Source organism: Curtobacterium sp. MCPF17_018 (genome assembly GCF_003234135.1).
Taxonomy (GTDB): domain Bacteria; phylum Actinomycetota; class Actinomycetes; order Actinomycetales; family Microbacteriaceae; genus Curtobacterium; species Curtobacterium flaccumfaciens.
Map to the genome: position 1 here is coordinate 290,756 of NZ_QKSJ01000001.1, position 22,751 is coordinate 313,506.

General features: G+C 69.8%; 20 protein-coding genes. 16 read left to right on the forward strand and 4 right to left on the reverse strand.

Going from position 1 to position 22,751, the window contains the following annotated elements; all coding sequences use genetic code 11:
• Positions 1 to 31: 31 nt before the first annotated feature.
• A complete protein-coding gene (locus DEJ27_RS01410; RefSeq protein ID WP_231564062.1) occupies positions 32 to 733 on the forward strand; it encodes a GntR family transcriptional regulator in 702 nt (233 codons plus the stop codon).
• A gap of 102 nt (positions 734 to 835) precedes the next feature.
• On the opposite strand, the gene DEJ27_RS17625 is transcribed toward DEJ27_RS01410, so the two are convergent.
• Positions 836 to 985, reverse strand: coding sequence for a hypothetical protein (locus DEJ27_RS17625; protein ID WP_155896754.1), 150 nt, complete (start codon positions 983 to 985; stop codon positions 836 to 838).
• A 228-nt stretch (positions 986 to 1,213) separates the two neighbouring features.
• On the opposite strand from DEJ27_RS17625, the gene DEJ27_RS01415 reads away from it, so the two are divergent.
• The 7 genes from DEJ27_RS01415 (at position 1,214) to DEJ27_RS01445 (ending at position 10,025) form a co-directional block, all read left to right on the forward strand.
• Positions 1,214 to 2,314: a LacI family DNA-binding transcriptional regulator gene (locus DEJ27_RS01415; protein WP_110858723.1), complete on the forward strand. Its 1,101-nt coding sequence runs from the start codon at positions 1,214 to 1,216 to the stop codon at positions 2,312 to 2,314.
• A gap of 115 nt (positions 2,315 to 2,429) precedes the next feature.
• Positions 2,430 to 4,190, forward strand: a complete 1,761-nt coding sequence (locus DEJ27_RS01420; RefSeq protein WP_258370279.1) for an ABC transporter substrate-binding protein — start codon at positions 2,430 to 2,432, stop codon at positions 4,188 to 4,190.
• Positions 4,187 to 5,167 (forward strand): ABC transporter permease, encoded by a 981-nt coding sequence (locus DEJ27_RS01425; RefSeq protein WP_110858725.1) that lies wholly within the window; start codon positions 4,187 to 4,189, stop codon positions 5,165 to 5,167. Before DEJ27_RS01420 ends, DEJ27_RS01425 begins: the two co-directional genes overlap by 4 nt.
• Before the next feature lie 58 nt (positions 5,168 to 5,225).
• The gene (locus DEJ27_RS01430) at positions 5,226 to 6,167 is read left to right on the forward strand and encodes an ABC transporter permease (protein WP_110858726.1); all 942 of its coding nucleotides are present in this window, start codon (positions 5,226 to 5,228) and stop codon (positions 6,165 to 6,167) included.
• Positions 6,164 to 7,951, forward strand: a complete 1,788-nt coding sequence (locus tag DEJ27_RS01435; RefSeq protein WP_110858727.1) for an ABC transporter ATP-binding protein — start codon at positions 6,164 to 6,166, stop codon at positions 7,949 to 7,951. Before DEJ27_RS01430 ends, DEJ27_RS01435 begins: the two co-directional genes overlap by 4 nt.
• On the forward strand, positions 7,948 to 8,820 hold the full coding sequence (locus tag DEJ27_RS01440; RefSeq protein ID WP_110858728.1) for an alpha/beta fold hydrolase: 873 nt from the start codon (positions 7,948 to 7,950) through the stop codon (positions 8,818 to 8,820). Before DEJ27_RS01435 ends, DEJ27_RS01440 begins: the two co-directional genes overlap by 4 nt.
• Positions 8,821 to 8,828: 8 nt before the next feature.
• A complete protein-coding gene (locus tag DEJ27_RS01445) occupies positions 8,829 to 10,025 on the forward strand; it encodes a glycoside hydrolase family 1 protein (protein ID WP_110858932.1) in 1,197 nt (398 codons plus the stop codon).
• A gap of 107 nt (positions 10,026 to 10,132) precedes the next feature.
• Here the strand turns inward: DEJ27_RS01445 and DEJ27_RS01450 are convergent, their stop codons facing one another.
• Together DEJ27_RS01450 and DEJ27_RS01455 are read right to left on the reverse strand one after the other, a co-directional pair.
• Complete coding sequence (locus DEJ27_RS01450) at positions 10,133 to 11,320, reverse strand: ankyrin repeat domain-containing protein (RefSeq protein ID WP_110858729.1); 1,188 nt, start codon at positions 11,318 to 11,320, stop codon at positions 10,133 to 10,135.
• A 97-nt stretch (positions 11,321 to 11,417) separates the two neighbouring features.
• Positions 11,418 to 12,602 (reverse strand): acyltransferase, encoded by a 1,185-nt coding sequence (locus DEJ27_RS01455; protein ID WP_111090157.1) that lies wholly within the window; start codon positions 12,600 to 12,602, stop codon positions 11,418 to 11,420.
• An 83-nt stretch (positions 12,603 to 12,685) separates the two neighbouring features.
• Between DEJ27_RS01455 and DEJ27_RS01460 the strand changes: the two genes are divergently transcribed.
• The 3 genes from DEJ27_RS01460 to galE all read left to right on the forward strand — a co-directional run bounded on the left by DEJ27_RS01460 (position 12,686) and on the right by galE (position 16,246).
• On the forward strand, positions 12,686 to 13,792 hold the full coding sequence (locus DEJ27_RS01460; protein WP_110858731.1) for a polysaccharide pyruvyl transferase family protein: 1,107 nt from the start codon (positions 12,686 to 12,688) through the stop codon (positions 13,790 to 13,792).
• Positions 13,792 to 15,210 (forward strand): polysaccharide biosynthesis tyrosine autokinase, encoded by a 1,419-nt coding sequence (locus tag DEJ27_RS01465; RefSeq protein ID WP_110858732.1) that lies wholly within the window; start codon positions 13,792 to 13,794, stop codon positions 15,208 to 15,210. The genes DEJ27_RS01460 and DEJ27_RS01465 overlap by 1 nt, the downstream gene beginning before the upstream one ends.
• 76 nt (positions 15,211 to 15,286) lie before the next feature.
• A complete protein-coding gene (gene galE / locus DEJ27_RS01470; RefSeq protein ID WP_110858733.1) occupies positions 15,287 to 16,246 on the forward strand; it encodes a UDP-glucose 4-epimerase GalE in 960 nt (319 codons plus the stop codon).
• A 42-nt stretch (positions 16,247 to 16,288) separates the two neighbouring features.
• Here galE and DEJ27_RS01475 read toward each other — a convergent pair whose 3' ends face one another.
• Positions 16,289 to 17,551: a hypothetical protein gene (locus DEJ27_RS01475; protein ID WP_111090158.1), complete on the reverse strand. Its 1,263-nt coding sequence runs from the start codon at positions 17,549 to 17,551 to the stop codon at positions 16,289 to 16,291.
• 83 nt (positions 17,552 to 17,634) lie between these two features.
• Between DEJ27_RS01475 and DEJ27_RS01480 the strand changes: the two genes are divergently transcribed.
• From DEJ27_RS01480 to DEJ27_RS01500, 5 genes are read left to right on the forward strand one after another with little or no spacing between them, the layout of a single operon-like run.
• The gene (locus DEJ27_RS01480; protein WP_111090159.1) at positions 17,635 to 18,387 is read left to right on the forward strand and encodes a WecB/TagA/CpsF family glycosyltransferase; all 753 of its coding nucleotides are present in this window, start codon (positions 17,635 to 17,637) and stop codon (positions 18,385 to 18,387) included.
• Positions 18,384 to 19,472, forward strand: a complete 1,089-nt coding sequence (locus tag DEJ27_RS01485; protein ID WP_110858736.1) for a glycosyltransferase family 4 protein — start codon at positions 18,384 to 18,386, stop codon at positions 19,470 to 19,472. The genes DEJ27_RS01480 and DEJ27_RS01485 overlap by 4 nt, the downstream gene beginning before the upstream one ends.
• A complete protein-coding gene (locus DEJ27_RS01490; RefSeq protein WP_111090160.1) occupies positions 19,469 to 20,731 on the forward strand; it encodes an O-antigen ligase family protein in 1,263 nt (420 codons plus the stop codon). The genes DEJ27_RS01485 and DEJ27_RS01490 overlap by 4 nt, the downstream gene beginning before the upstream one ends.
• Positions 20,728 to 21,594, forward strand: coding sequence for a glycosyltransferase family 2 protein (locus DEJ27_RS01495; protein WP_111090161.1), 867 nt, complete (start codon positions 20,728 to 20,730; stop codon positions 21,592 to 21,594). The genes DEJ27_RS01490 and DEJ27_RS01495 overlap by 4 nt, the downstream gene beginning before the upstream one ends.
• A complete protein-coding gene (locus DEJ27_RS01500; RefSeq protein WP_110858739.1) occupies positions 21,591 to 22,682 on the forward strand; it encodes an NAD(P)-dependent oxidoreductase in 1,092 nt (363 codons plus the stop codon). Before DEJ27_RS01495 ends, DEJ27_RS01500 begins: the two co-directional genes overlap by 4 nt.
• Positions 22,683 to 22,751 lie beyond the last annotated feature (69 nt).

The following is a 22,751-nucleotide window of genomic DNA, read 5'->3' on the forward strand; positions in this document are numbered from 1 at the left end:
TCCCGCCGTCACGCCGCTAGGCTTGTCCGCCGTGACCGACACGACCGACGCCGCGCCCGTGTCGCAGACGGCCCAGCTCTACGACAACCTGCGCGCAGCCATCCTGACCCTCGACATCGCACCGGGGGAGCGCATCTCGGAGCGAGGGCTCGAGGCACGGTTCCACGCTTCGCGCACGCCGGTCCGCGCCGCACTGTCGCGGCTCGAGCGCGAGGGACTCATCCTGCACGAGGGTCGTTCGTGGACGGTCACCCCGATCGACCTCGACGAGATCGCCTCGCTCGCCGAGCTCCGCGGCATCCTCGAGCCCGCTGCCGTGCGGCTGGCCGTCCAGCGCGCCACGCCGGAGCAGTTGGCGGAGGTCCGCGGGCACCTCGACGCCCTCCAGCCCACCCCCGACCAGCAGGCCGGCATCCGGATGGGGTCGACGTTCCACCTCGACCTCGCCGCACTCGGTGGCAACCGGTTCGTCACCGACGCCATCGCCGACGCCCTGACGCGACTCGAGCGCACGCGCTGGATCGAGGTCCGCACGCCCGAGGCGCGCGACGCCGCGTGGGACGAGCACAGCGCCATCATCGACGCCGTACGCGACGGTGACGCGGACCGCGCAGCGGAACTCGTGGCCGCCCACGTGGCCGGCACGAACGACCGGCTGCTCAGCTGGATCGCGCAGGAGCGCCGACGCCTGCGCGGGGCGGGCATGACGATCGTGGGCGCGACCGAGCGCTGACGTGGCGCGACCGAGCGCTGAGGTGACGAGCGCTGAAGTGAGCGGTCTGCGGGCGCTGCCCGGGCCTCCTGACCGTGTCCGGGGGAGGCCGGGCGCGAGCCGCTAGCGCAGGTCCGTCGTCTCCTGCGGCGCGTCGAGATCGTCGAACGTGCGGATCGAATCCGTGCGCTCGAGCAGCGCGTCGCGCACCTCGGCCTCGTCGTGGCTCGCGCGGAGTGCGAGCTTGCTCCCGGAACGTGTCGACTGTGACATCTCGTGTCCTTCCCCTGCGTGTGGGCAACCTGATCGGTGCGGGCACGCGGCCCGCTGGTGCGCTTCCTCACGGGACGTACTGAGGTCGGAACAGTGTCGCGCGACCCCCGCTGTCCCGCAAGCGTTTCCGGCGCCGTGTGGAGAACTCCCGGGACACGGCATGCCTAGGATGGTCCGGCCGCACAGCGCGAGGCGCGGCACCAGCGGACGTCGAAGGGGAGGCACGGGTTGGCCGACCAGCGCACCGCACCTCCCACGGTCTACGACGTCGCCTCCGCAGCCGGCGTCTCCATCGCCACCGTCTCACGCGTGCTCCGCACGCCCGACGCCGTCCGCGAAGGCACCCGGGACCGCGTGCAGGCGGCGATCCGGAGCCTCGGGTACGTCCCGTCCGGCAACGCCCGTGCCCTCGCCGGCAAGCGCACCGGCGTCGTCGGACTGCTGCTGCCAGGGTTCGACGTGGTGCCCGACGAGCGGCCGGACCTGGTCACCGACGGCGGCGTCCGCGTGGTCGACGACCGGCGGCACGTGACGCAGCCGTTCTCGTCCAACCTGTACTTCGACGAGGTCCTGCGCGGTGCCGAGACCGAGGCCTGGCAGCGGGGGCTCGCGCTCATGGTCGCCGCCGGGCGGGGGTCGTCGCGCGACGTCATCGTGAACGACGTCGCCGGCCGGGTCGACGGGCTCGCCGTGCTGGCGCAGACCGTGCCCGACGACCTGCTCGAGCACGTCGCCCGACGCATCCCGGTGGTGGTGCTCGCCGATGACCGGCGCTCGCACGGGTTCGACTCGGTGAGCGTGGACAACGCCGCGGGCATGCGGACCCTGGCGTCGCACGTGATCGGGCGCCTGGGGATCCGGTCCCTCGCGTACGTCGCGGGCCCGATCGACTCGCCCGACGACATGGAGCGCTCGGCGGGGTTCCGCGCGGCGCTGGCCGACCACGGGGTGCCGGCCTCGTCGGTGCGGATCGTGCACGGCGACTTCGGCCGGGCTCGTGCGCGGGAGCTCGCGGTGTCGCTGCTGGCCGACGACGTCCCGCGCGCCGTCGTCTGCTCGAACGACCAGTCCGCGCTCGGGGTGCTCGACGCCGCCGCTGCCCGGGGCCTCCGAGTGCCCGAGGACCTCGTCGTGACCGGGTTCGACGGCATCGACGCCGGTCGGTTCTCGTCGCCGCGCCTGACGACCGTGCACCAGCCGATGGGGGCGCTCGGCCGTGCTGCCGTCCTGGCGATCGTGGACCGGCTGGAGCGCCGCGAGGGGCCGCCGCGCGCCGTGCGCCTGCCCGTCGAGGTGCTGCTGCGCGAGAGCTGCCCGCCCGCGCTGTAGGCGTGCGACGCTTCGCACCACACGCGACGCCCTCGCACCGTGCCGCCCCGCGAAACAACACCCGCGCTTGCACGCCGCGATGTAAGCGCATACATTGAGCACGTACCGACTCGACATGGAGGTCGACCGAGCAATGACGCTTCCCCCACAGCGCACGCGCGGCACGCGTGACCCAGGCCCCCGCCGCCGAGGCCGCCTCGTCGCGGCCATCGCCGGCCTCGCCGCAGTGGCCCTCGTGGCCACCGGCTGCAGCATCCAGGTCCGTTCCGAACCCGATCCCACCATCGGCAAGGACACGATGCTCATCAACGCGGACCGCGGCAACCCGCTGTTCGACCGCAACTTCAACCCGTACATCGCGAACGCCCGCACGGCCTCCAAGTGGATGTACGAGCCCCTCATCGAGGTGAACCCCCTCGACGGCAAGCGCAACCCGTGGCTCGCCAGCGCGTGGAGCCAGCCCGACGCGAAGACCATCGACATGACGATCCGCTCGGGTGTCGAGTGGTCCGACGGGTCGCCGTTCAGCGCGAAGGACGTCGTCTTCACCTTCGACCTGCTCAAGAAGTTCCCGGCCATGGACGTCAAGGGCGCCTGGCAGCACATCGAGCGCATCGAGCAGGACGGCGACCACGTCGTCTTCCACCTCAAGAGCGAGGACGTCCCGAGCCTGACGATCATCGGGCAGACCTACATCCTCGGCCAGGACCACTGGGGCGGCGTGAAGGACCCGACGACCTGGCGCGACCCGAACCCGGTCGGCACCGGGCCGTTCGTCCTCGGCAACTACACCGACCAGCAGTACTCGATGGACAAGAACCCGGAGTACTGGCAGGCCGACAAGATCGCCATCAAGCACCTCATCCTGCCGGCGACGAACACGCAGCTCGACACCGTCACCCGCGGCTACGACTGGGCGTACTCGTTCATCTCCGACGTGAAGGGCACCTGGGGCGCCGCGTCGAAGACGAACGAGTGGTGGTTCCCGGCCGGCGGTGTGATCGGCCTCATCCCGAACCTGACGAAGGCGCCGTACGACGACGTCAACGTCCGCCGGGGCATCTCGCTCGCGCTGGACCGCGACGCCATCGCCGAGACCGCGTCCGAGGGCAACCTGTCGGCGGCGGGCCAGACCGGCCTGATCCTGCCGAACCAGGAGCGGTACCTCAACCCGGACATCCCCGACCAGGGCATGATCACCCAGGACACGAAGGCGGCACTCGCCAGCCTCGAGAAGTCCGGTTACACCGTGCAGGGCGGCAAGGTCGTCAAGGACGGCAAGCAGCTCGCGATCACGATCATGACCGCGAACGGCTACTCCGACTGGCTCCGCGCCGCGCAGGAGGTCCGCCGCGAACTGACGGCCATCGGCATCAAGGTGACGATCCAGGCGCCGCAGCCCGCCGGGTACCAGCAGAACATCAACAACGGCACGTTCGACATGGCGATGGGCGGCATGGGCAACGGTGACGTCTACCAGGCGTTCAACTCCCTGCTCAGCAGCGAGTTCTACCAGCCGGTCGGCAAGTCGACCGTCAACAACTACGAGCGGTACAAGAACGCCGACACCCAGAAGCTCCTCGACGAGTACAAGGCGACGACGGACACCGCGAAGCAGCAGGAGATCCTCGACCAGCTGCAGCAGACCGTCTACGACGAGCTCCCCGTCATCGGCATGTACTACGGCGGGCTCTGGGGCCTGTTCAACACCGGCAAGTTCGTCGGCTGGCCGAGCGCGAAGGACCCCTACATGGCACCGCAGAACTACGACTCGGCACCGCTGCTCATCTTCACCAAGCTCCGGCTCCGCGACAGCGCCGCCGGCAAGCAGATCCTGCAGGAGCAGAACGCCGAGCAGCAGGAGGACCAGAAGTGAAGTACATCCTCCAGAAACTCGTCCTCTTCGTCCTGACCCTCTGGGCCGCGGTCACGCTGAACTTCGTGCTCCCGCGTCTGATGCCCGGCAGCCCGGCCGACGCCGCACTCGCGAAGCTCAGCCAGAACGGCCCGGTCACCGACGCCACCAAGAAGGCCATCGAGGCCCAGCTCGGGGTGCCGACCGGCAACCTCTGGGACCAGTACGTCAGCTACCTGCACCAGGTCGTCACCCTCGACTTCGGCACGAGCTACACGTTCTACCCCCAGCCCGTCGGCGACCTCGTGTCGAAGGCCCTGCCGTACACGCTGATCCTGGTCGGGGTCGTCACGATCCTGGCGTTCGTCCTCGGCACCCTGATCGGTGTCGCGGCGGCGTGGAAGCGCGGCACCTGGCTCGACTCGCTGCCCACCCTGTCGGGGAGTTTCATGTCGACGTTCCCGTACTTCTGGACCGCCCTGCTGCTGCTGTTCTTCCTCGGCTACGTGCTGCACTGGTTCCCGACCACGGGCGCCTACTCGGCGACGACGACGCCCGGGCTCAACGGTGCCTTCTTCGGCGACGCACTGCAGCACGCGGTGCTGCCGGCGGTCACGATCCTGGTGACGAGCCTCGGCGGTTGGATCATCGGCATGCGCAACGCGATGATCAACACCCTCGGTGACGACTACGTGACCTTCGCCGAGGCCAACGGCCTGCGCGGACGCACCGTGGCCATCCGCTATGCGGCCCGCAACGCGATCCTGCCGAACCTGACCGGCTTCGGTCTGGCGCTCGGTGGCGTGGTCGGCGGTTCCGTCCTGGTCGAGCAGGTCTTCGGCTACCCGGGCATCGGCTACCTGCTGTTCAACGCCGTGATCGGGCAGGACTACCCGCTCATGCAGGCCCTCTTCCTGATGATCACCGTGTCGGTGCTCATCGCCAACTTCATCGTGGACGTCATGTACGGCGTCCTGGACCCGAGGACGCGTCGATGACCAACAACATCACGAAGGCGGCGTGCTGCGCCCACATCAAGCACACGGGGGCACGTCGATGACCAACAACGCAACCATCGCCGTGCGAACGCAGGACACGGAAGAACAAGCAGCACCGTCCAAGTGGCGCGCCGCCGCCCGCCAGTTCGGCGTCGTCTGGTCGAACAAGAAGGCCCGGATCGGCATCATCATCCTCGGCGTCTTCGTGTTCGTCGCGGTCTTCGCCCCGCTCCTGGCCCCCTACGGTGCCAGCCAGAACGGCTTCGCCCGGTCCGCCGACGCGACGCCGGACCACTGGATGGGCACCACCGCCGCCGGCGAGGACGTCCTGTCCCAGATCATCTACGGCGCCCGCATCTCGGTCATGGTCGGCGCGGTCGCGGGCATCCTGTCCACGCTCGTCGCCGTCGCGATCGGCCTCAGCTGGGGCTACGTCCGCGGCTGGATCGCCGAGGTCATCGGGTTCATCGTGAACCTGTTCCTCGTCATCCCGGGTCTGCCCCTGATGATCGTCATCGCCGCCTACCTGCAGAACGGCGGCATCGCGGTGATCATCGCGGTCATCGTCGTAACCGGTTGGGCGTGGGGCGCTCGCGTGCTCCGCTCGCAGACGCAGTCGCTGCGCGGCCGGGACTTCGTCACCGCCGCCCAGTTCTCCGGTGAGGGCGCGACCCGCATCGTGTTCCGCGAGATCCTGCCGAACATGACGAGCCTCATCGTCGGCAGCTTCTTCGGGGCCGCCACCAGCGCCATCCTCGCCGAGGCGGGCCTCGAGTTCCTCGGACTCGGCGACTCGTCGATCGTCAGCTGGGGCACGATCCTGTACTGGGCGCAGAACTCGAACGCGCTCCTCACCGGGCAGTGGATCCTGCTCTTCGCGCCGGGTCTCTGCATCGCGCTGCTCGCGATGAGCCTCACCCTGATCAACTTCGGCGTCGACGCCGTGTCCAACCCGCGGCTGCGCGACGGCGCACGGCCCCGTAAGGAGAAGCGCGCATGAGCGGCTTGCCAGAAACGCACCCGGCAGACGGCCTGGAGGCGCCCACCGGCGCCGCCACGGGCCTCCAGTCCGACAGCGGTGGCGTCCAGGACGTCCTGCTCGACGTCCGCGACCTGTCGGTCGTCTACGAGTCGGCCGGCCAGAGCGCCGTCCAGGCCGTCGACCACGTGTCGTTCCAGCTGAAGAAGGGCGAGTTCGTCGGCCTGGTCGGCGAGTCCGGTTCCGGCAAGTCGACGCTCGGGTACGCGCTGACCCGGCTGCAGAAGCCGCCGGCACGGACGAACGGCGGCAGCATCGTCTTCGCGGGGAAGGACATCCGCGACCTCGACGACGAAGCCCTGCGCCAGCAGCGGCAGGGCGGCTTCGCCATGGTGCTGCAGTCCGGCATGAACGCGCTCAACCCGGTGCGCACCATCCGGAACCACTTCATCGACGTCTTCAAGGCGCACGGCCACGTGTCGCGCGACCGTTGGGACGCCCGGATGAAGGAGCTCATCGAGAAGGTGAAGCTGCCGACCTCGATGCTCGCCCGGTTCCCCGGGGAGCTCTCCGGCGGCATGCGGCAGCGCGTCTCCATCGCCCTGGCGCTCTCGCTCGAGCCGCAGCTCATGGTGTTCGACGAGCCGACGACGGCGCTCGACGTCCTCGTGCAGCACGCCGTGATGGACACCATCATCGAGCTGCAGCGCACCGAGGGCTTCACGGCGATCCTGATCAGCCACGACCTCGGCATCGTCCTCGAGGCCACCGAGCGCGTCCTCGTCATGCACGAGGGCCGGATCGTCGAGGACGGCGGCGCACGCGAGATCCTCCGCGACCCGCAGGACGAGTACACGCAGATGCTCCTGTCGCACTACGCCGACCCCCGCGCCGAGGTGGTGTCGCTCCCGGGCTTCCCGGACCGCTCGCTCCGCGCCGAGGCCGGCGAGAAGCGGCAGGAGACGACCTCGTCGTTCAGCACCGTCGGCTCCCGTGAGCGCAGTGCCGCCCGCAACCCGATCGTCGTCGACCACATCGTGAAGACCTACCCGGCTCCCCGCCGCGGTGAGCAGCCGGTGCAGGCCGTGCGCGACGTGTCGTTCACCCTGGAGCCCGGGCAGTCGCTCGCCCTGGTCGGCCAGTCCGGTTCGGGCAAGTCGACCATCGCGAAGCTGCTCACCGGCGTCGAGAAGCCGACCACCGGCACGGTCCGGTTCGGGGACCTCGACGTCGCCCGCCTCGGCAAGCGCGGCCTGCGGGACCTGCGCTCCGAGGTCCAGATGGTGTTCCAGGACCCGTACTCGGCGCTCAACCCGCTGCACACGGTCGAGTACACGCTGTCCCGGCCGATCGCGAACTACACCGGGCTGACCGGCCGCGATGCCCGGCGCCGGGTGCTCGAGCTGCTCGACACGGTGGGGCTCACCCCCGTCGAGCAGTTCGCGCAGAAGCTCCCGCACCAGCTCTCCGGCGGGCAGCGGCAGCGCGTGGTCATCGCCCGGGCGCTCGCGAGCGACCCGCAGGTGATCATCGCCGACGAGCCGGTGTCGATGCTCGACGTGACGCTTCGCGCCGGCGTGCTCGCACTGCTCGAGGACCTCCGCGAGCAGTGGGGCGTCTCGCTCCTCTACATCACGCACGACCTGCTGAGCGCGCGGCTCATCACGGACGACATCATGGTGCTCCACGAGGGCGCCGTGGTCGAGCGGGGTCACACGGCCGAGGTGCTGCAGCACCCGCAGGACGACTACACGGTCGCCCTGCTGGACGCGGTGCCGAACCCGCGGAGGACACTGCGCGCATGACGAACCTGCACGAGTTCCCCACCGTCCCGGCCTTCGGACACCTGCCCACCCCGGACGGCGTCGACGTCGTCGGGATCGACGTCCCGGTCGGGCGGCTCACGGCCTACCGGATCGTGCCCGAGGGGGTGTCGAAGGGCGTCGTGCTCATCGTCCCCGGCTACACCGGCTCGAAGGAGGACTGGCGGACCTTCCTGCCCGTCCTCCGCGACGCCGGGTGGACCGCGGTCGCGATCAGCCGACGCGGTCAGGCCGACTCGGCCGCACCGACCGAACCCCGCGACTACTCCCTCGACGAAGAAGCCGCCGACGTCGTGCGGGTCGCGCGCCTGCTCGACGACGGCGCCCCCGTGCACCTGATCGGGCACTCGCTCGGCGGCGTGATCGTCCGGGCCGCCGCGCTCCAGGACCCGACGGCGTTCCGCGACGTCGTGCAGTTCTGCTCCGGGCCGCACGGCTGGCCGTACCGCAAGGTCGCCGAGCTGACGATCCTGCACGACACCGGCGGGAACCTCCGGCAGCTGTTCGACTCGACGAACCCGCTCTGGGCGTACCGGCCCGACGACGAGCTGCCCGACGACGTCCGGATGGTGCGCGACCGCTTCGACGCGACCAGCCCGCTCAGCGTCGTCGCCGGCGGGCACATCCTCGAGGACCACACTGACGCCTCCGACGCCCTGCGCGCCACCGGCCTGCCGGTCCTCGTCGCCCACGGCGAGTGGGACAACGCCTGGCCGATCCCGTGGCAGCGGCAGATGGCCGAGGACACCGGGGCAGCGTACGAGGTGATCCCGGCCAGCTACCACGGCCCCCAGGTCGAGAACCCCCTCGGCACGGTCGCCGTGTTCGACACCTTCTTGTCACAACACTGAAAGGCACCATCATCTCCACGCTGCAGTTCCCCGACGGCTTCCTCTGGGGTGCCGCCACCGCCGCCCACCAGATCGAGGGCAACAACGTCAACAGCAACTGGTGGGTGCACGAGCACGAGCCGGACACCACCATCGTCGAACCCTCGGGCGACGCGGCGGACAGCTACCACCGGTACCGCGAGGACATCCGCATCGCCGCCGACCTCGGCCTGAACTCGTACCGGTTCAGCGTCGAGTGGGCCCGCATCGAGCCCGAGCGCGGGTTCGTCAGCCGTGCCGAGGTCGACCACTACCGCCGCATGGTCGACGCCTGCCACGAGTTCGGCATCGAGCCGATCGTCACCCTCATGCACTTCACGGTGCCGCGCTGGTTCGAGCGCGACGGCTTCTGGCGCGCACCCGACGCCGCGGACCTGTTCGCCCGCTACACCGAGGCGGCGCTGCCGATCGTGCAGGACGGCGTCCGCTACGTCTGCACGATCAACGAGCCGAACATCGCGGCGATGCTCGCCGGCGGCGAGGACGCCGCGAATCTGGTGGCCTACGGTCTGCCGAACCCGGACCTGGGTGTCGCCGACGCCCTGCTGGCCAGCCACCGGCGGTCGCGCGAGGTCCTGTCACAGGTGTCGGGCCTCCGGTCAGGCTGGACCGTCGCGACCCAGGCGTTCAAGTCCAACGGTGAGCCGGGCGCGGACGCGATGCTCCGCGAGTACGGGTACCCGCGCGACGACTGGTACCTCGAGAACGCCGCTGGCGACGACTTCCTGGGGGTGCAGGCCTACACCCGCACGTTCATCGGTCCGGACGGGCCCCTGCCCGTCGCTGACGACGTCGAGACGACCCTGACGGGTTGGGAGTTCTACCCCGAGGCCTCGGCCGACGGGCTCCGCAGCGCGTGGGAGCTCTCCGGTGGTGTCCCGCTGATGATCACGGAGAACGGCATCGCCACCGCCGACGACTCCCGCCGGCAGGCGTACACGCAGGGCGCGCTCGAGGGCATCCACCGCTGCATCGAGGACGGCATCGAGGTCCTCGGCTACCAGCACTGGTCGCTGCTCGACAACTACGAGTGGGCCTCCGGCTTCCGCCCGACCTTCGGGCTGGTCGCGTGGGACCGCGAGACCTTCGAGCGCACGCCGAAGGACTCCGCCCGCTGGTACGGGCGGGTCGCGCAGGCGAACGCCCTCGAGTCGGTCACCGTCTAGGACGGTCGACCGCGCAGGCGCGCGGCGGACGGGAGGCCCTGCTCCCGTCCGCCGCGCTTCGTCACGTCCGGCCCGGTTCGGCCCACGGGCCGTGGTGCGGACAGTGCTCAGGCGGCGGCGAGCAGGTCGGCGACGGCCGTCTCGCGGAGCAGATCCGCGCGGTCCGCAGCGGTCGAGCCCTCGTCGTCGGCGGCGTTCCGGTCGACGTCGAGCGACAGCACGACCCGGACCGTGTCGAGGTCGCCGGAGTCGACGGCCGCGATCAGCAGCGTCGCGCCCCGTGACCCGCGTGCCCTGGTGTCCGCACCCGCGGTGGCGAGGGCACGCACGATCGAGGCGTGGCCGCCCCACGCAGCGCGGACGATCGGTGTGTTGCCGTCGCCGTCACGGGCCTCCAGGTCGGCGCCCGCTGCGACCAGCACGTCGACCGCCCGTCGCGCGTCGCGGTCGATCGCCAGCGTCAGCGGCGTCCGACCCTCGGTGTCCTCCAGCTGCACGGTCGCCCCGCGGCGCAGGAGTTCCTCGAGCATCTCGGGGTGGTCGAACCACGCGGCGGCGTGCAGCGGCGCGAATCCCCAGCGGGGGTCGACGTCGTCGACGTCGCTCGCGTCGTCGGCCAGGTGCAGCCCACCGAGGTCGCCGTACGCCGCGGCCCGCACCACCTCGGTCGCCCACTCGACCCAGCCGTCCGGCACCGGGCCGTGCCAGCCGCGTGCCGGGCGCGACTCGAGGCCGGAGTACACGGGCTCGGCGACGCTCCGGATCGCCACCCGGACACCCCGGAACCGGATCGCGACCTCACCGACGGGGGAGACCAGCAGGCGGAGTTCCCAGGCGTCGTGCTCGTTCAGGTACTCGAGCTCGCCCCGGGCGACGTGCGCGTCACCGGCGAGCAGTGCTGCGGCATCGACACCCGGCGGGTCGATGACGGCGTCCCGCAGCCGGAGCGACACCCGAGCGTGGTTCCAGCGGCGCCACAGGCCGCTCGGGGTGTCGAGCACCTCGTCGTTGCGGACCACGATGTCGGCGTGCACGACGACCGGGTCGGGCACACCGTGGCCCGGCAGGTCGACGGGGGTCGTCACGTCGTCCTCGTCGGCGTCCGGGTCGACGACGGCGTCGGCGGACTCCACGACCCAGCGTTCGATCCGTGAATCGGTCCACTTGACCGTCAGGAGCGCGGCGATCGTGGGCGGGGCGTCCTCGAGCAGCCGGGTCACGTGTTCGCGCTGGCCGTCGAAGTCCTCGAGGGAGACGTAGCCAACGGAGGGCCAGTTCACTCGACTCCATCGCACGGGACGACACTACCGGGCAGCGGTCTGTCTCCCGGCTGCGGGACGGAGGAGGGCCTCGTCGCGTGCTCTCATCCAGCTCCGCAGTTCTCCACAGGTGTCAGCCTCCAGGAGCGGCGCCGTTCGGAATGTGAGATGTTGGAGCCATGCCGCCGCGGACCGTACCCCGACTTCCCGTACGGACTGCGTCGCGAGGTCCTGATCGCGCGACTGCTGGGCTCGAGGACCTGCGGCCACGGCTGGATCGAGCCCCGGGGAGCAACAGGCGGCTGGCTCCGCGAGTGAGCGGACGGTCGACGAAGCGGTGGACGAGCGGCGCCACAGCGAGCATGGCACCGACGGTGACCGTGACGACCACGAACCACGGCACCCAGTGCGCGCCGACGGCTGCGAGTGCTGCGGGCACCACCGGCGCCAGGAGTGGGTGAACGAGGTACAGCGCGTACGAGGCAGCACCGCCGGCCATCACCCAGCGGGGCACGAACCGGCCGATGCGGTCCTCCAGCCAGACCGCCGAGAACACGACAGCGGAGATCACGAGCGGGACGACGGCCGCCGAGACCTCCAGCCGTTCGGCACGCAACGAGGCCAGGGTGCCCATGCAGACCGCGATGCCACCGAGCGACAGGACGGTCAGGACCGGTCGTCGTGCTCGCCACCCGCGGGCGATGACCATCCCGGCGAGGAAGTAGAGCGTCACGTCATCGGCGTAGAACCACCATGCTGACCCGGTGGCCGGGCGCAGGAGTGACGCGGTGGCCGCGATCGTGAGGACCGGTGCGCAGAGTGCCAGCGGGTCGACGCGGATGGCCAGGGCGAGCGTCATCAGCGCGTAGAACGCCATCTCGAAGACCAACGTCCACCCGACGCCCCAGAGCGGATGGATGGCACCGGCTTCGTCGTGACCGGGGATGAACAGGTACGACGCGAGGGCCGTGGCCGGGCTGAGGGCCGAGTTGACCACCAACGAGCCGGCCAAGACCACCGCGGCGACCTTGATGGTGGTCATGAGCCAGTAGAGCGGCACGACCCGCGCGAGCCGCGCCCGGGCGAACCGGTGCCAGGACGCCGGCGCCGGACCGAGGTCGTCGCCGACGAGCACCATCACGAAACCGCTGATCGCGAAGAACAGCCAGACGCCCAGTCCGCCGATCCGGTCGAGCTGCGGGGTGTGCTCGTCGAAGCGCTCCGCCGAGTAGTAGCACGCGTGGACGATCACCACGAGGGTGGCTGCGACGTACCGCAGCGCCTGGATGAGACGGAAGGGCTGCTGTCGGGATCGCATGCAGCCATTCTACATACGACATACAAACATACGCGATGATATCGGGCGCGTGCGATGGATATAGCACGTGATATACTAACGACATGACCACTCGAACCGCAGCGCGCGAGGTCGTCTACCTCGGCTGGACGGGGCACGGCAACTACGGCGACGAACTCCTCCTCGAGACCTGGCGTCTCGCCCTCGGGATCGACGCCGTTTCGCCGGTGACTCGACGGGAGCGGCTCGCCGACGTCCGGAGCGCGATCCACTCGTACCGCACCGGACGTCGTACCGAGCGGATGCTCCTCGTCGGTGGCGGGACGGTGCTCGGCTTCCAGAACTGGGCGCGGCACGTGGCAGATGCTGCTCGGGTGTACCGCGCAGACACAGTGGTCGCGCTCGGAGCGGGGGCGGCTGAGTCGACCGACACGTTCGCCCTGGGCCTGCAGGGGCACGACTGGCGGCGCTGGTCGGAGCTCCGATCGATCCTGCTCGGTGTCCGCGGTCCGCTCACGGCCGTGGAGTGCGAGCGGGCCTTGGGTCGTCCTGCTGTCGTCGGGGACCCTGCTCTGCTGTACCCGGTCGTGGCGGGCATCGAACGCGTCCACGACGCCGACGGCCCGGTCGGTGTGAGCGTCGGCGCTGATCCGGTGTCGCGGTTCGACCCGCGGTCGGTCGCAGCGGCGGTGCGCGGGATGTCCGGAGCGGACACCGAGATCGTGTTGTTCGCGCTGTCCCCGAACGACCTCGCCGCTTGTCGAGCCCTGCAGTCCGAACTGCACCGCCCGTCGCGGATCCACCGGTTCGACGGCGACGTCCGCGCAACCACCTCGCAGATCAGCCGGTGCAGTCTCATGCTCACGGAGCGACTGCACGGCGCTGTCGCCGCGGTCGGCCTGGGCGTCCCCACGGTGCCGCTCGCCTACGCCTCGAAGTGTGACGACTTCTGGCTCAGCGTCACGGGTGAACGGCCCGCGGTCGTTCCGGGCTCGACGGAGCAGCAGATCCTCGATGCTGCGACCCGGGCACTCGACCCCCTGGAGCGCTCGGCGACCCAGGCGCAGGTGAACGTGCTCCGCCAGCGCCTCGTGGTCGGGGTGCGACGGATCGCCGACTGGCGCGAGGGCGTCACCACGATCGACCAGCTCCGCGAGCCGCTCCCGTTCGAGACGGTCGAACCCGCTGGTGCCCATGGAGGTGTTGCCTGATGGAGGCTCAGGAGTACGTCCGGATCCTGCGCAAGAGCTGGCTCCTCATCACGGCGACGGCGCTGCTCGGCATCCTCAGCGGTGGTGCGCTCGCAGCTGCGTCGACACCCGCCTACACCGCGTCGACTCGTCTCTACGTCTCCGTCCGTGCGCAGGAGGGCGCCGCCAGTACGGATCTGAACCAGGGGACGAGCTTCGCGCGACAAGCGATCTCCACGTACGTCGACGTCGTGAACAGTCCGATCGTCCTCGATCGCGCCGGACGCGAGCTGGAGCCGCAGATGACGGCAGCCGAGCTCGCGCCGCTCGTCAGCGCTTCGTCCCCTGCCAACACCGTGCTCCTCGAGGTCTCCGTGACGGACACCAGCGCGAAGCGTGCGGCAGACATCGCGAACGCCGTCGGGGAGTCGTTCGCACGCGTCGTGTCCGAGGACCTCGAGAAACCGAGCGTCGGACCGTCCCTCATCGCCGTGAAGACGATCGCGCCGGCATCCGTGCCGAGCGCGCCGAGTGCTCCACGGGTCCCGCTGATGCTCGCGATCGGCCTCGCGGTGGGTCTCGTGACCGGGGTCGGGATCGCGGTGCTCCGGACGAACCTCGACACGAGGGTCAGGACCGCGGAGCAGATCGAGGCAGTCGCGCGTCGCCCCTACCTGGGTGGGATCTTCGTCGATCCGGACGCCCAGAAGCGTCCCCTCATCGTCCACGCCGACCCACGGAGTCCGCGGTCGGAAGCCTTCCGTCGACTCCGGACGAGTCTGCAGTTCGTCGGTCTCGGCGACGCTGGCCGCTCGTTCGTGGTGACCAGTTCCGGGCCGGGCGAGGGCAAGAGCTACGTCGCGGCGAACCTGGCCATCGCCCTTGCTGAGACCGGAGCGAGTGTCGTACTCGTCGATGCGGACCTCCGGCGCCCCCGTGTGGCGGACTACCTCGGCATCGAGGGGAACGCCGGGCTGACGGACCTGCTCATCGGACGTGCGGAGATCGCCGACGTCCTGCAGCCGTGGGGTGAGCAAGCGCTCTCGGTGCTCCCGTCCGGACGCATCCCCCCGAACCCGAGCGAGATGCTCGGCTCCGCTGCGATGCGTGCAACCGTGGAACACCTGGAGCGCAACTTCGACTACGTCGTGATCGATGCGCCTCCGGTCCTGCTGGTCGCCGATGCCGCCGTGCTCAGCGCGGTCGCCGGCATCCTCTTCGTGGCCGCCGCCGGCAAGGTCCGCAAGGCGGATGTCGTCGCGGCACTCCGGGCGCTCGATGCGGTCAAGGCGGCCACGTTCGGAGTGGTCGGCCAGATGCTGCCGATACGCGGTGCCGGTGGCGGGTCCTACGGCAAGTACGCCTACTACGACGGCGACACCCCGGCCATCGAGCCGGCGCCCGAGGAGCGGCGCAGCCGGCGCGGTCTGACCACATGACCCACGGTGTCGGCTCGACCGTCGCGCGCCCGGTCGCCGCCGCCCTCACCGACCCCGAACCCTCTCGGAGCTGAACTTGTCAATCCTCGTCACCGGCGGCGCCGGGTACATCGGCTCGCACGTGGTGCGCCTCCTCGAGGAGCGAGGCGAGTCGGTCGTCGTGGTCGACGACTTCTCGAGCGGCCTCAGGTCGCGGGTCGAAGCCGTCGTCATCCAACTCGACCTCGCGGCCGCCGATGCCACGTCAGCACTCATCGACGTCATGCACGAACACGACGTGTCCTCGGTCATCCACCTCGCGGCCCTCAAGGACGTCGCGGAATCGGTCGCCGAGCCGGAGCGCTACTACAGCGTCAACGTCGGAGGGCTCGGGCACCTGCTCGAGGCGATGCGGTCTGTCGGGGTCACTCGGATCGTCTTCTCGTCCTCGGCTGCCGTGTACGGCGCTGTGCAGGACCTCGTCGTCACCGAGCGGACCCCGTGTTCGCCGATCAATCCGTACGGGCAGACGAAGCTGATCGGTGAGTGGATGCTCGACGCAGCGCACGACGCCTGGGGTCTGCGGGCGATCTCGCTGCGCTACTTCAACGTCGCCGGTGCCGGCTGGGACGACCTCGCGGACACGGCTGCCAAGAACCTCATCCCGATCGTGGTGGATCGGATCCGTCGCGGTGAGCCACCGGTCGTCTACGGCGACGACCACGACACCCCCGACGGCACCTGCATCCGCGACTACATCCACGTCGCAGACCTCGCACGGGCGCACCTCGCCGCGGTCGACACGCTCCGCGACGCCAGCGACTTCGCCGGGCCGGTCAACATCGGCACGGGCAAGGGGGCGTCCGTCCGAGAGGTCGTCGCCGAGGTGAGCAGCGCCCTCGGGCGGCCGAGCACCCTGCGGATCGCCGAAGCCCGTGCTGGCGATCCCGCCGCGGTCGTCGCGGACCCGTCCGTCGCGGCCGATCAACTCGGCTGGCGGGCTCGTCACGGTCTCGACGCGATCGTCCGTTCCGCCCTCGGAGCAGTCCACTCCTGACGCACGATGGGTGCGACCGTCGCGTTCTCGGCTCGGGGCCCTTCAGAGTCGCCGCGACACGGGCGCCCAGCGGAGCGCGGCATGGAGAGCAGGGACGACGACCCACGGCGTGGTCGCGGCGATCAGCCGCACGGGTACCGCGATGTCCGACGGCACGGCGATGAGGATGCCGAGCGAACACGCGAGCGTGATGACCCGCACAGTCGTGAGCTCGGCGTTCGACCGGCGGTAGCGCTGAAACGTCGAGAACACGGTGCTGGTCCACAGTGCTGACACCAGGAGACAAGCGACGACGCTGAACGGGACTGCGTCGGAGAGCGCGGTCACGTGGACGGCGCTCAGGACGAACGGCACGACCGCAGCCGCCGTCGTGCCCCAGAGCACAGCGGCCACGATCGCGCTCGCAGCGATCGTTGCGGGGAAGGCGAGCGACCGCATCCGTGCGCGGAAGGACGACGGCGCAGCCTGAGTGGGATTCCGGTGATCGGCCGATCGTTCCTCGACCGCGCGGCCTCGCATCGAGCGGATGACGGTCGGGGAGAGTCCTGTCTGCAGCATCTGGAACGGCCCCGCGATGAGGGTGGTGCAGCTCCGGAACGCGCCGGCCACGGCGAGTGACGTCGATGCGCCGAGCGCGATCACCACCGCGCTCATCGTGGTGCCGATCAGGACACCGTCGAGCGCGAGGAACGGGATGTCCCGCCGGTACTCATCGAGGAACACCCGAACGCTCCACGACCGGGTCGGGCGTCCTCGCAGTGCGAGTCCTGCGGCACCCGCTCCGTACGCGATCGTCATCGCCACCGGCAGCGCCACCGACGCGTCGACGCCGGGCAACAGCCCGATCGCACAGAATCCGGCCAGGACCACCATGACCACGGCGTCGGTGGAGACGACGCGACCGTAGCGGACTGCCGACATCTCGACCGATCGTGTCGTGTCGTACAGGGCGTACGTGACGAGTGCCACTGCGAGCGCGAGTCCGGATGCGGCGGTCGCGAGACCGAGGCCGACGACCGCGATCGTGATCGACGCGGGAACAGCTGCGGCGAGGGTGAGCAGCACCGCAGCACGGCGTGCCGCTCGAGACCGTTCCGGGTCGCCTGACAGGTAGATGACGACGGGTAGTGCTCCGAACCCGCGCACGAAGCCGGCCGCCACGAAGAACACGGAGAGCAGAACGGCGAAACGGCCCCATCCGTCGGGAGTCAGGCGGACGGTGCCGACGATCGTGATGCCCATCTGGCCCAGGCTCAGCATCGCCTGAGCGGCGAAGGGGAGCGCGAGTCGGCCGAGTCGCTGCATGTTCGCGCTCCTCTCATTATGGATGTCACGTGTTAGTATATCACCGACCCGTGAGTGACCGACCTGATGAGTGAAGGACCGAGATGCTGACATTTGCCGAGTTCGAGCGAACGGAGATCGCGGGCGTGCCGATCATCGTCGCGACCCGTGATGAAGCGATCGAACAGATCGCGGCGGTCGCGCAGAGCGGTGGTGCCGGTGACGTTCACCTGGCGAACTCGTACGTGATCTCCCTCACCGCGCAGGACGAGGACTACCATCGGCTCATCGCCTCCGGGGCTGCCGTCTACCCAGACGGCAAGCCCCTCACGTGGGTGTCGAGAGTGCTCCCGGGCCGCGCGCTGTCGCAGGTCAGGGGCCCGTCGCTGTTCCCGGACATGATGGACCGGGGGCGGAGCCGGGGACTCCGGCACTTCTTGCTCGGCAACACGGACGAGGTGCTGGCGTCCCTCCGCGCCGAACTCGAGCGGCGGTACCCGGGCGTCTCGATCGTCGGGATGCACCGCTCGTACTTCCGGCCACTGACCGACGACGAGCTCGCCGCTCAGGACGCCGAAATCGTCGCCGCTGATCCGGACATCATCTGGGTCGGCCTCGGAACACCGCTGCAGGACGTCGAGACGCGACGGATCGCCGAACACCTCGGGAAAGTCGCGATCGGGGTCGGGGTGGCGTTCGACTTCATCGCGGGGACGAAGCCAGTGGCTCCGGAGTGGATGACCCGTGTCGGGCTGGAGTGGGTCTTCCGGCTCGCGAGCGAACCGCGCCGTCTCTGGAAGCGTTACCTCATCGGGAACTTCGTGTTCCTCCGCGCGGCCCTGCGGCGACGCCGATGACCGGCAGACGCGTGGCGGTCGTCAGCCAGGTTCCTCCGCCCGTGCACGGCCAGACCGTGATGACCCTCCGTTTCCTCGACGTGCTCGAGCGGCTGGGGCGACCGTCACGACTCGTCGACCGTCGGTTCAGTGCGACGGTCGCCGAGGTCGGTGTGCCTTCGCTGCGCAAGGTGGTCGCGGTGGTCGGACTGCTCACCCGTGTCGTCTGGACCAGCGTCCGTTTCCGGCCCGAGGCGGTCGTGGTGTTCGTCACCACCCGGGGCGGATCGTTCCTCGTCGACTGGGCCGTGTCCGAGCTCCTGCGGCTCTTCCGGAGTTCTCTGGTGCTCTACGTGCATTCGGTCGGCTTCGAGGACCTCCGTCGTCGAGGCCGGTTGTGGGCGTGGTGTGTCGATCGTCTCCTCGGCTCGAGCGACCGGATCGTCACACTCGGTCCGTCCCTGCTCGCAGACCTGCCTGGCCGCGCTGCACTTTGTCTCGCCAACACGCCGGGCCCGGTGCCGTCTGTGACCACCGACGCCGATCCGTGCAGCGTCCTCTTCCTGTCGAACCTCATCCCTGGCAAGGGTGCCGAGGACTTCGTGCGGATCGCCGGACTCCTCCTTCGTCGCACCGGGACCGAGCGCTGGCGTTTCACACTGGCGGGTTCGCCCGCCGATGCAGACGTCGTCGCAGCGGTCGAACGCGAACTGGTCGATGCCGACGTGGCGGCACGTGTCGCGGTCGTGGGCGCGCTCGGCGCGCCCGAGAAGTGGCAAGCGTTGGCGGTGTCGACGTGTCTTGCCTTCACGTCGTCGCTCGAAGAGGCGCAGCCGTTGACGATCGTCGAGGCGTTCGCGAGCGGCACGCCTGTGGTCGCGTACCGCACCGGCGGTGTTCCAGACCTCATCGAGCACGGTGTCAACGGCTTCCTCGTCGACGTCGGCGACGAGGATGCGTTCGCCGATGCCCTCGAGTCCCTGATCAGAGACCCTGCACTCCGCGGACGACTGTCCGCTGGCGCCTCGCGGACCTTCTCGGCGCGTCTGTCCGAGCTCGCCTACACGGACGCCTGGCGACACGTCCTCGACGAGAGCGCCCGATGAGCGTCCATCCCGCCACGACGTTCCTTCCGAGCCGTCGATCGTTCCGAGGACACCGCTGGCGAGCCCCGGCCCTGCCCTGGCTCACCTGGGTGGCGGTGACGATGGCGATCGTGATCGACACGAGTGGCCGTGTCGGTCTGGGGCCGGTGAGCCTCTCCGCGTTCATCTCGCTCGGTGTCATGGCGGTGCTCATCGCGCTGGCCCCGCTCGTCGTGGGAGCGGGACTCGCAACCGTCCCCTTGCCGTTGCTCCTGTTCTACGGCTTCGTCGTCGTCCGTCTCGTCTTCGCTCCCAACCCCGACGGGCTCCAGAACGCAGCGATCCTCACCATGTTCACCTTCGGCATCGCGTTCTCTGCGCGGTCGGCGACGGTGGAGATCGCCGGCGCGACGCTCCGGGTGTTCGCCGGTGTCGGTGTCCTGGTCGCCGTCCTGTTCGCCGTCGGCAGTGTGTCGGGTGCGGACGTCTACATGACCCGTGCATTCGCCCTCACTGCTCTCGTGCTGCTGTCCGCTGCGGTGGTGCTGCCACCGGCAGACCTCCTCGCCCGTGCCGCTCCGTTCGTGATCGTCGGGGCCATCGTGCTCAGCCTGTCCCGGACGGCGTCCGCGATCAGCATCCTCATGTTGGTGGGACTCGTCGTCCGGCTCCGCCGAGGACACCGGATCCTGCTCGCCTGCGGCGCGGTGACCGGCGTCGCGCTCGCCACCTGGGCGCTCCTGTCGACGTTCGCACCGTTGCGCGATCGCTTCCTCGTCGGTGACAACGCGGTCGAGGTCGGTGGCCTCGCGATCAACACCTCCGGCCGTTCGGCGCTCTGGGAAGCAGTCAGCCAGAACGCGATGCACGCGCCCTTCCTCGGCCATGGCCCGGGGTCGGCGGTCGTCTTCGTGACGGAACGGTTCGGTGGGATCACACAGCCGCACAACGAGTACCTCCGCGTCCTGCACGACGAGGGGCTCGTCGGACTGGTCCCGTTCGTCCTGGGCTGTCTGCTCGTGCTCATCCGTGTCGTCAAGCGGATCGCACGGACGGACCAGCCGATCCACTGGGCCGCGCTGTTCGCTCTAACGGCGACACTCGCTGCCGCCGCCACGGACAACGTCCTCGTCTACCCGTTCGTCCTGCTTCCCGCCGCGGTGCTCATCGGGCTGTCACTCGGCCTCCCCGTCGATCTCTCGGCAGGATCGAAGACGACAGGAAAACGCACACGAGCGCGTCGGGACAGAGCGGACGAACTCACCGGGGTGCTGCGATGAGTGGTCGACCAGACATCGCAGCCGTGATGAGCGCGTACAACGCCGTCGACACGATCGTCCCCGCCGTGCGCTCGCTCCTCGACCAGACCGAGGTCGCCTTGGAGGTCGTCGTGTTCGACGACGGATCGACGGACGGGACCGATCTCGCGCTGAGATCACTCGTCGATCCGAGGCTCCGCGTGCTCCGATCCCCGCACAACGTCGGTCGATCGATCGGACGCGAGCGCGCCATCCGAGCGACGACCGCAGCGGTGATCGCGATCGCAGACGCAGACGACGTCGCGCTCCCCGGAAGGCTCGCGGCGCACGTCCGTCAGCTTCGGGAGAACCCTGCCGCGGTCGCGACCTTCGGCAGGCTCGTCGAGCAGCGCGGCACGCGGACGATCCTCGCCGATCGGTTCCCGCACGACTCCGTCGCCGTCGACGCGATGTTCGAACGCGGTCAGATGCCGGTCGCGCACCCGGCGAGTGCGTTCCGTCGCGAGTGGTACCTCGACACCGGCGGGTACGACCCAGAGATCCGCTGGTGCGAGGACTACGACCTGTTCGCACGCGGATGGCGCCCCGGAGCCGTCGTCCCCGACCCCACGTCCGTCGTGCTCTACGCGTCCCCTGGCGCCGTCCGGTCGTGGCGCTACTGGTGGGAGAACGAGCGGCACCGTCGTGCGATCACCGCCCGTGTCCTCGCGGCCGGCCGTTCTCGAGCCGGTGCGACTCCCATCGCGCCCTACCTCCGTGCTGCCAGCGCCCCACCACGTCGCGCCGTCGAGGTGCTCCGGTACGTCGCCGTGTCAGCACGCGATGCCGTCCGTGAACGTCGGCGTCTCCACCGTTCCACCGAAGAAGAAAGCGGAAACAGATGAACACCACCAACACTGTCCTCGTCACCGGGGGCGCCGGCTTCATCGGCTGCGCACTCTCTGAGCGGCTTGCGAGCAGATTCGCCCGCTGGGTCGTCGTCGACTCGCTGCATCCGCAGGTCCATCCCGAGCGGGTGCGACCGGTCGGACTCCATGCTTCCGCAGAACTCGTGGTGGGTGACATCACGAGGAGCGAGGTCTGGGACGATGTGCTCTCGGACGTCCGCCCCGAGATCGTGATCCACCTCGCGGCAGAGACCGGAACAGCGCAGTCGCTCGACGAGGCGTCGCGACACGCTGAGGTGAACGTCGTCGGAACCACCCGCATGCTCGACGGGTTCGGCCGTCACGGCGTCGTCCCCGAGCGGATCCTCCTCAGCAGCAGTCGCGCGGTGTACGGGGAGGGGCGCTGGATGTCCGAGGCCGGTGACGTCCAGTACCCGGGCCAGCGCAGCCACGCGCAGCTCGAGCGTGGGGCGTGGAACTTCGACGGACTGTCACCGCTCCCCGCCCGCGCCGATGACAACGTCCCGCATCCGACCAGCGTCTACGGCTCGACCAAGCTGTCGCAGGAGCAGATCCTCGCGGCCTGGGTCGGCGCGCGGGACACGGCGTTGACCGTCCTGCGCCTGCAGAACGTCTTCGGGCCCGGGCAGTCCCTGACGAACAGCTACACCGGCATCGTCTCGCTGTTCTCCCAGCTCGCCCGTGCCGGGCAGAGCATCCCGATCTACGAGGACGGCGAGATCACCCGTGACTTCGTGTTCATCGACGACATCGCCGACGCCTTCGTGGCGGCGCTCGGGATGACTCGCTCGGTCGGGACCACGACGTTCGACATCGGGTCCGGCGTCCCGTCGACGATCAACGACCTCGCTCGGACGATCGCTCAGCACCACGGAGCGCCCGCTCCGCACGTCACCGGGGCGTTCCGTGACGGCGACGTCCGGTTCGCGGCGTGTGACGTCGCTCCGACGGTGGCCGCGATCGACTGGGAGCCGCAGTGGAACCTGGACGCCGGCGTCGTGCGCCTGCAGGACTGGATCGACGGCCAACTCGGAACCGCAGCCGAGGCACTCCTGGCCAGCTGAGGTTTCTGCGCAGGAAGCCCCGGCTGCTCCGTGTGGAGTGGCCGGGGCTTCCTGCTGCCCCTGGGAGGT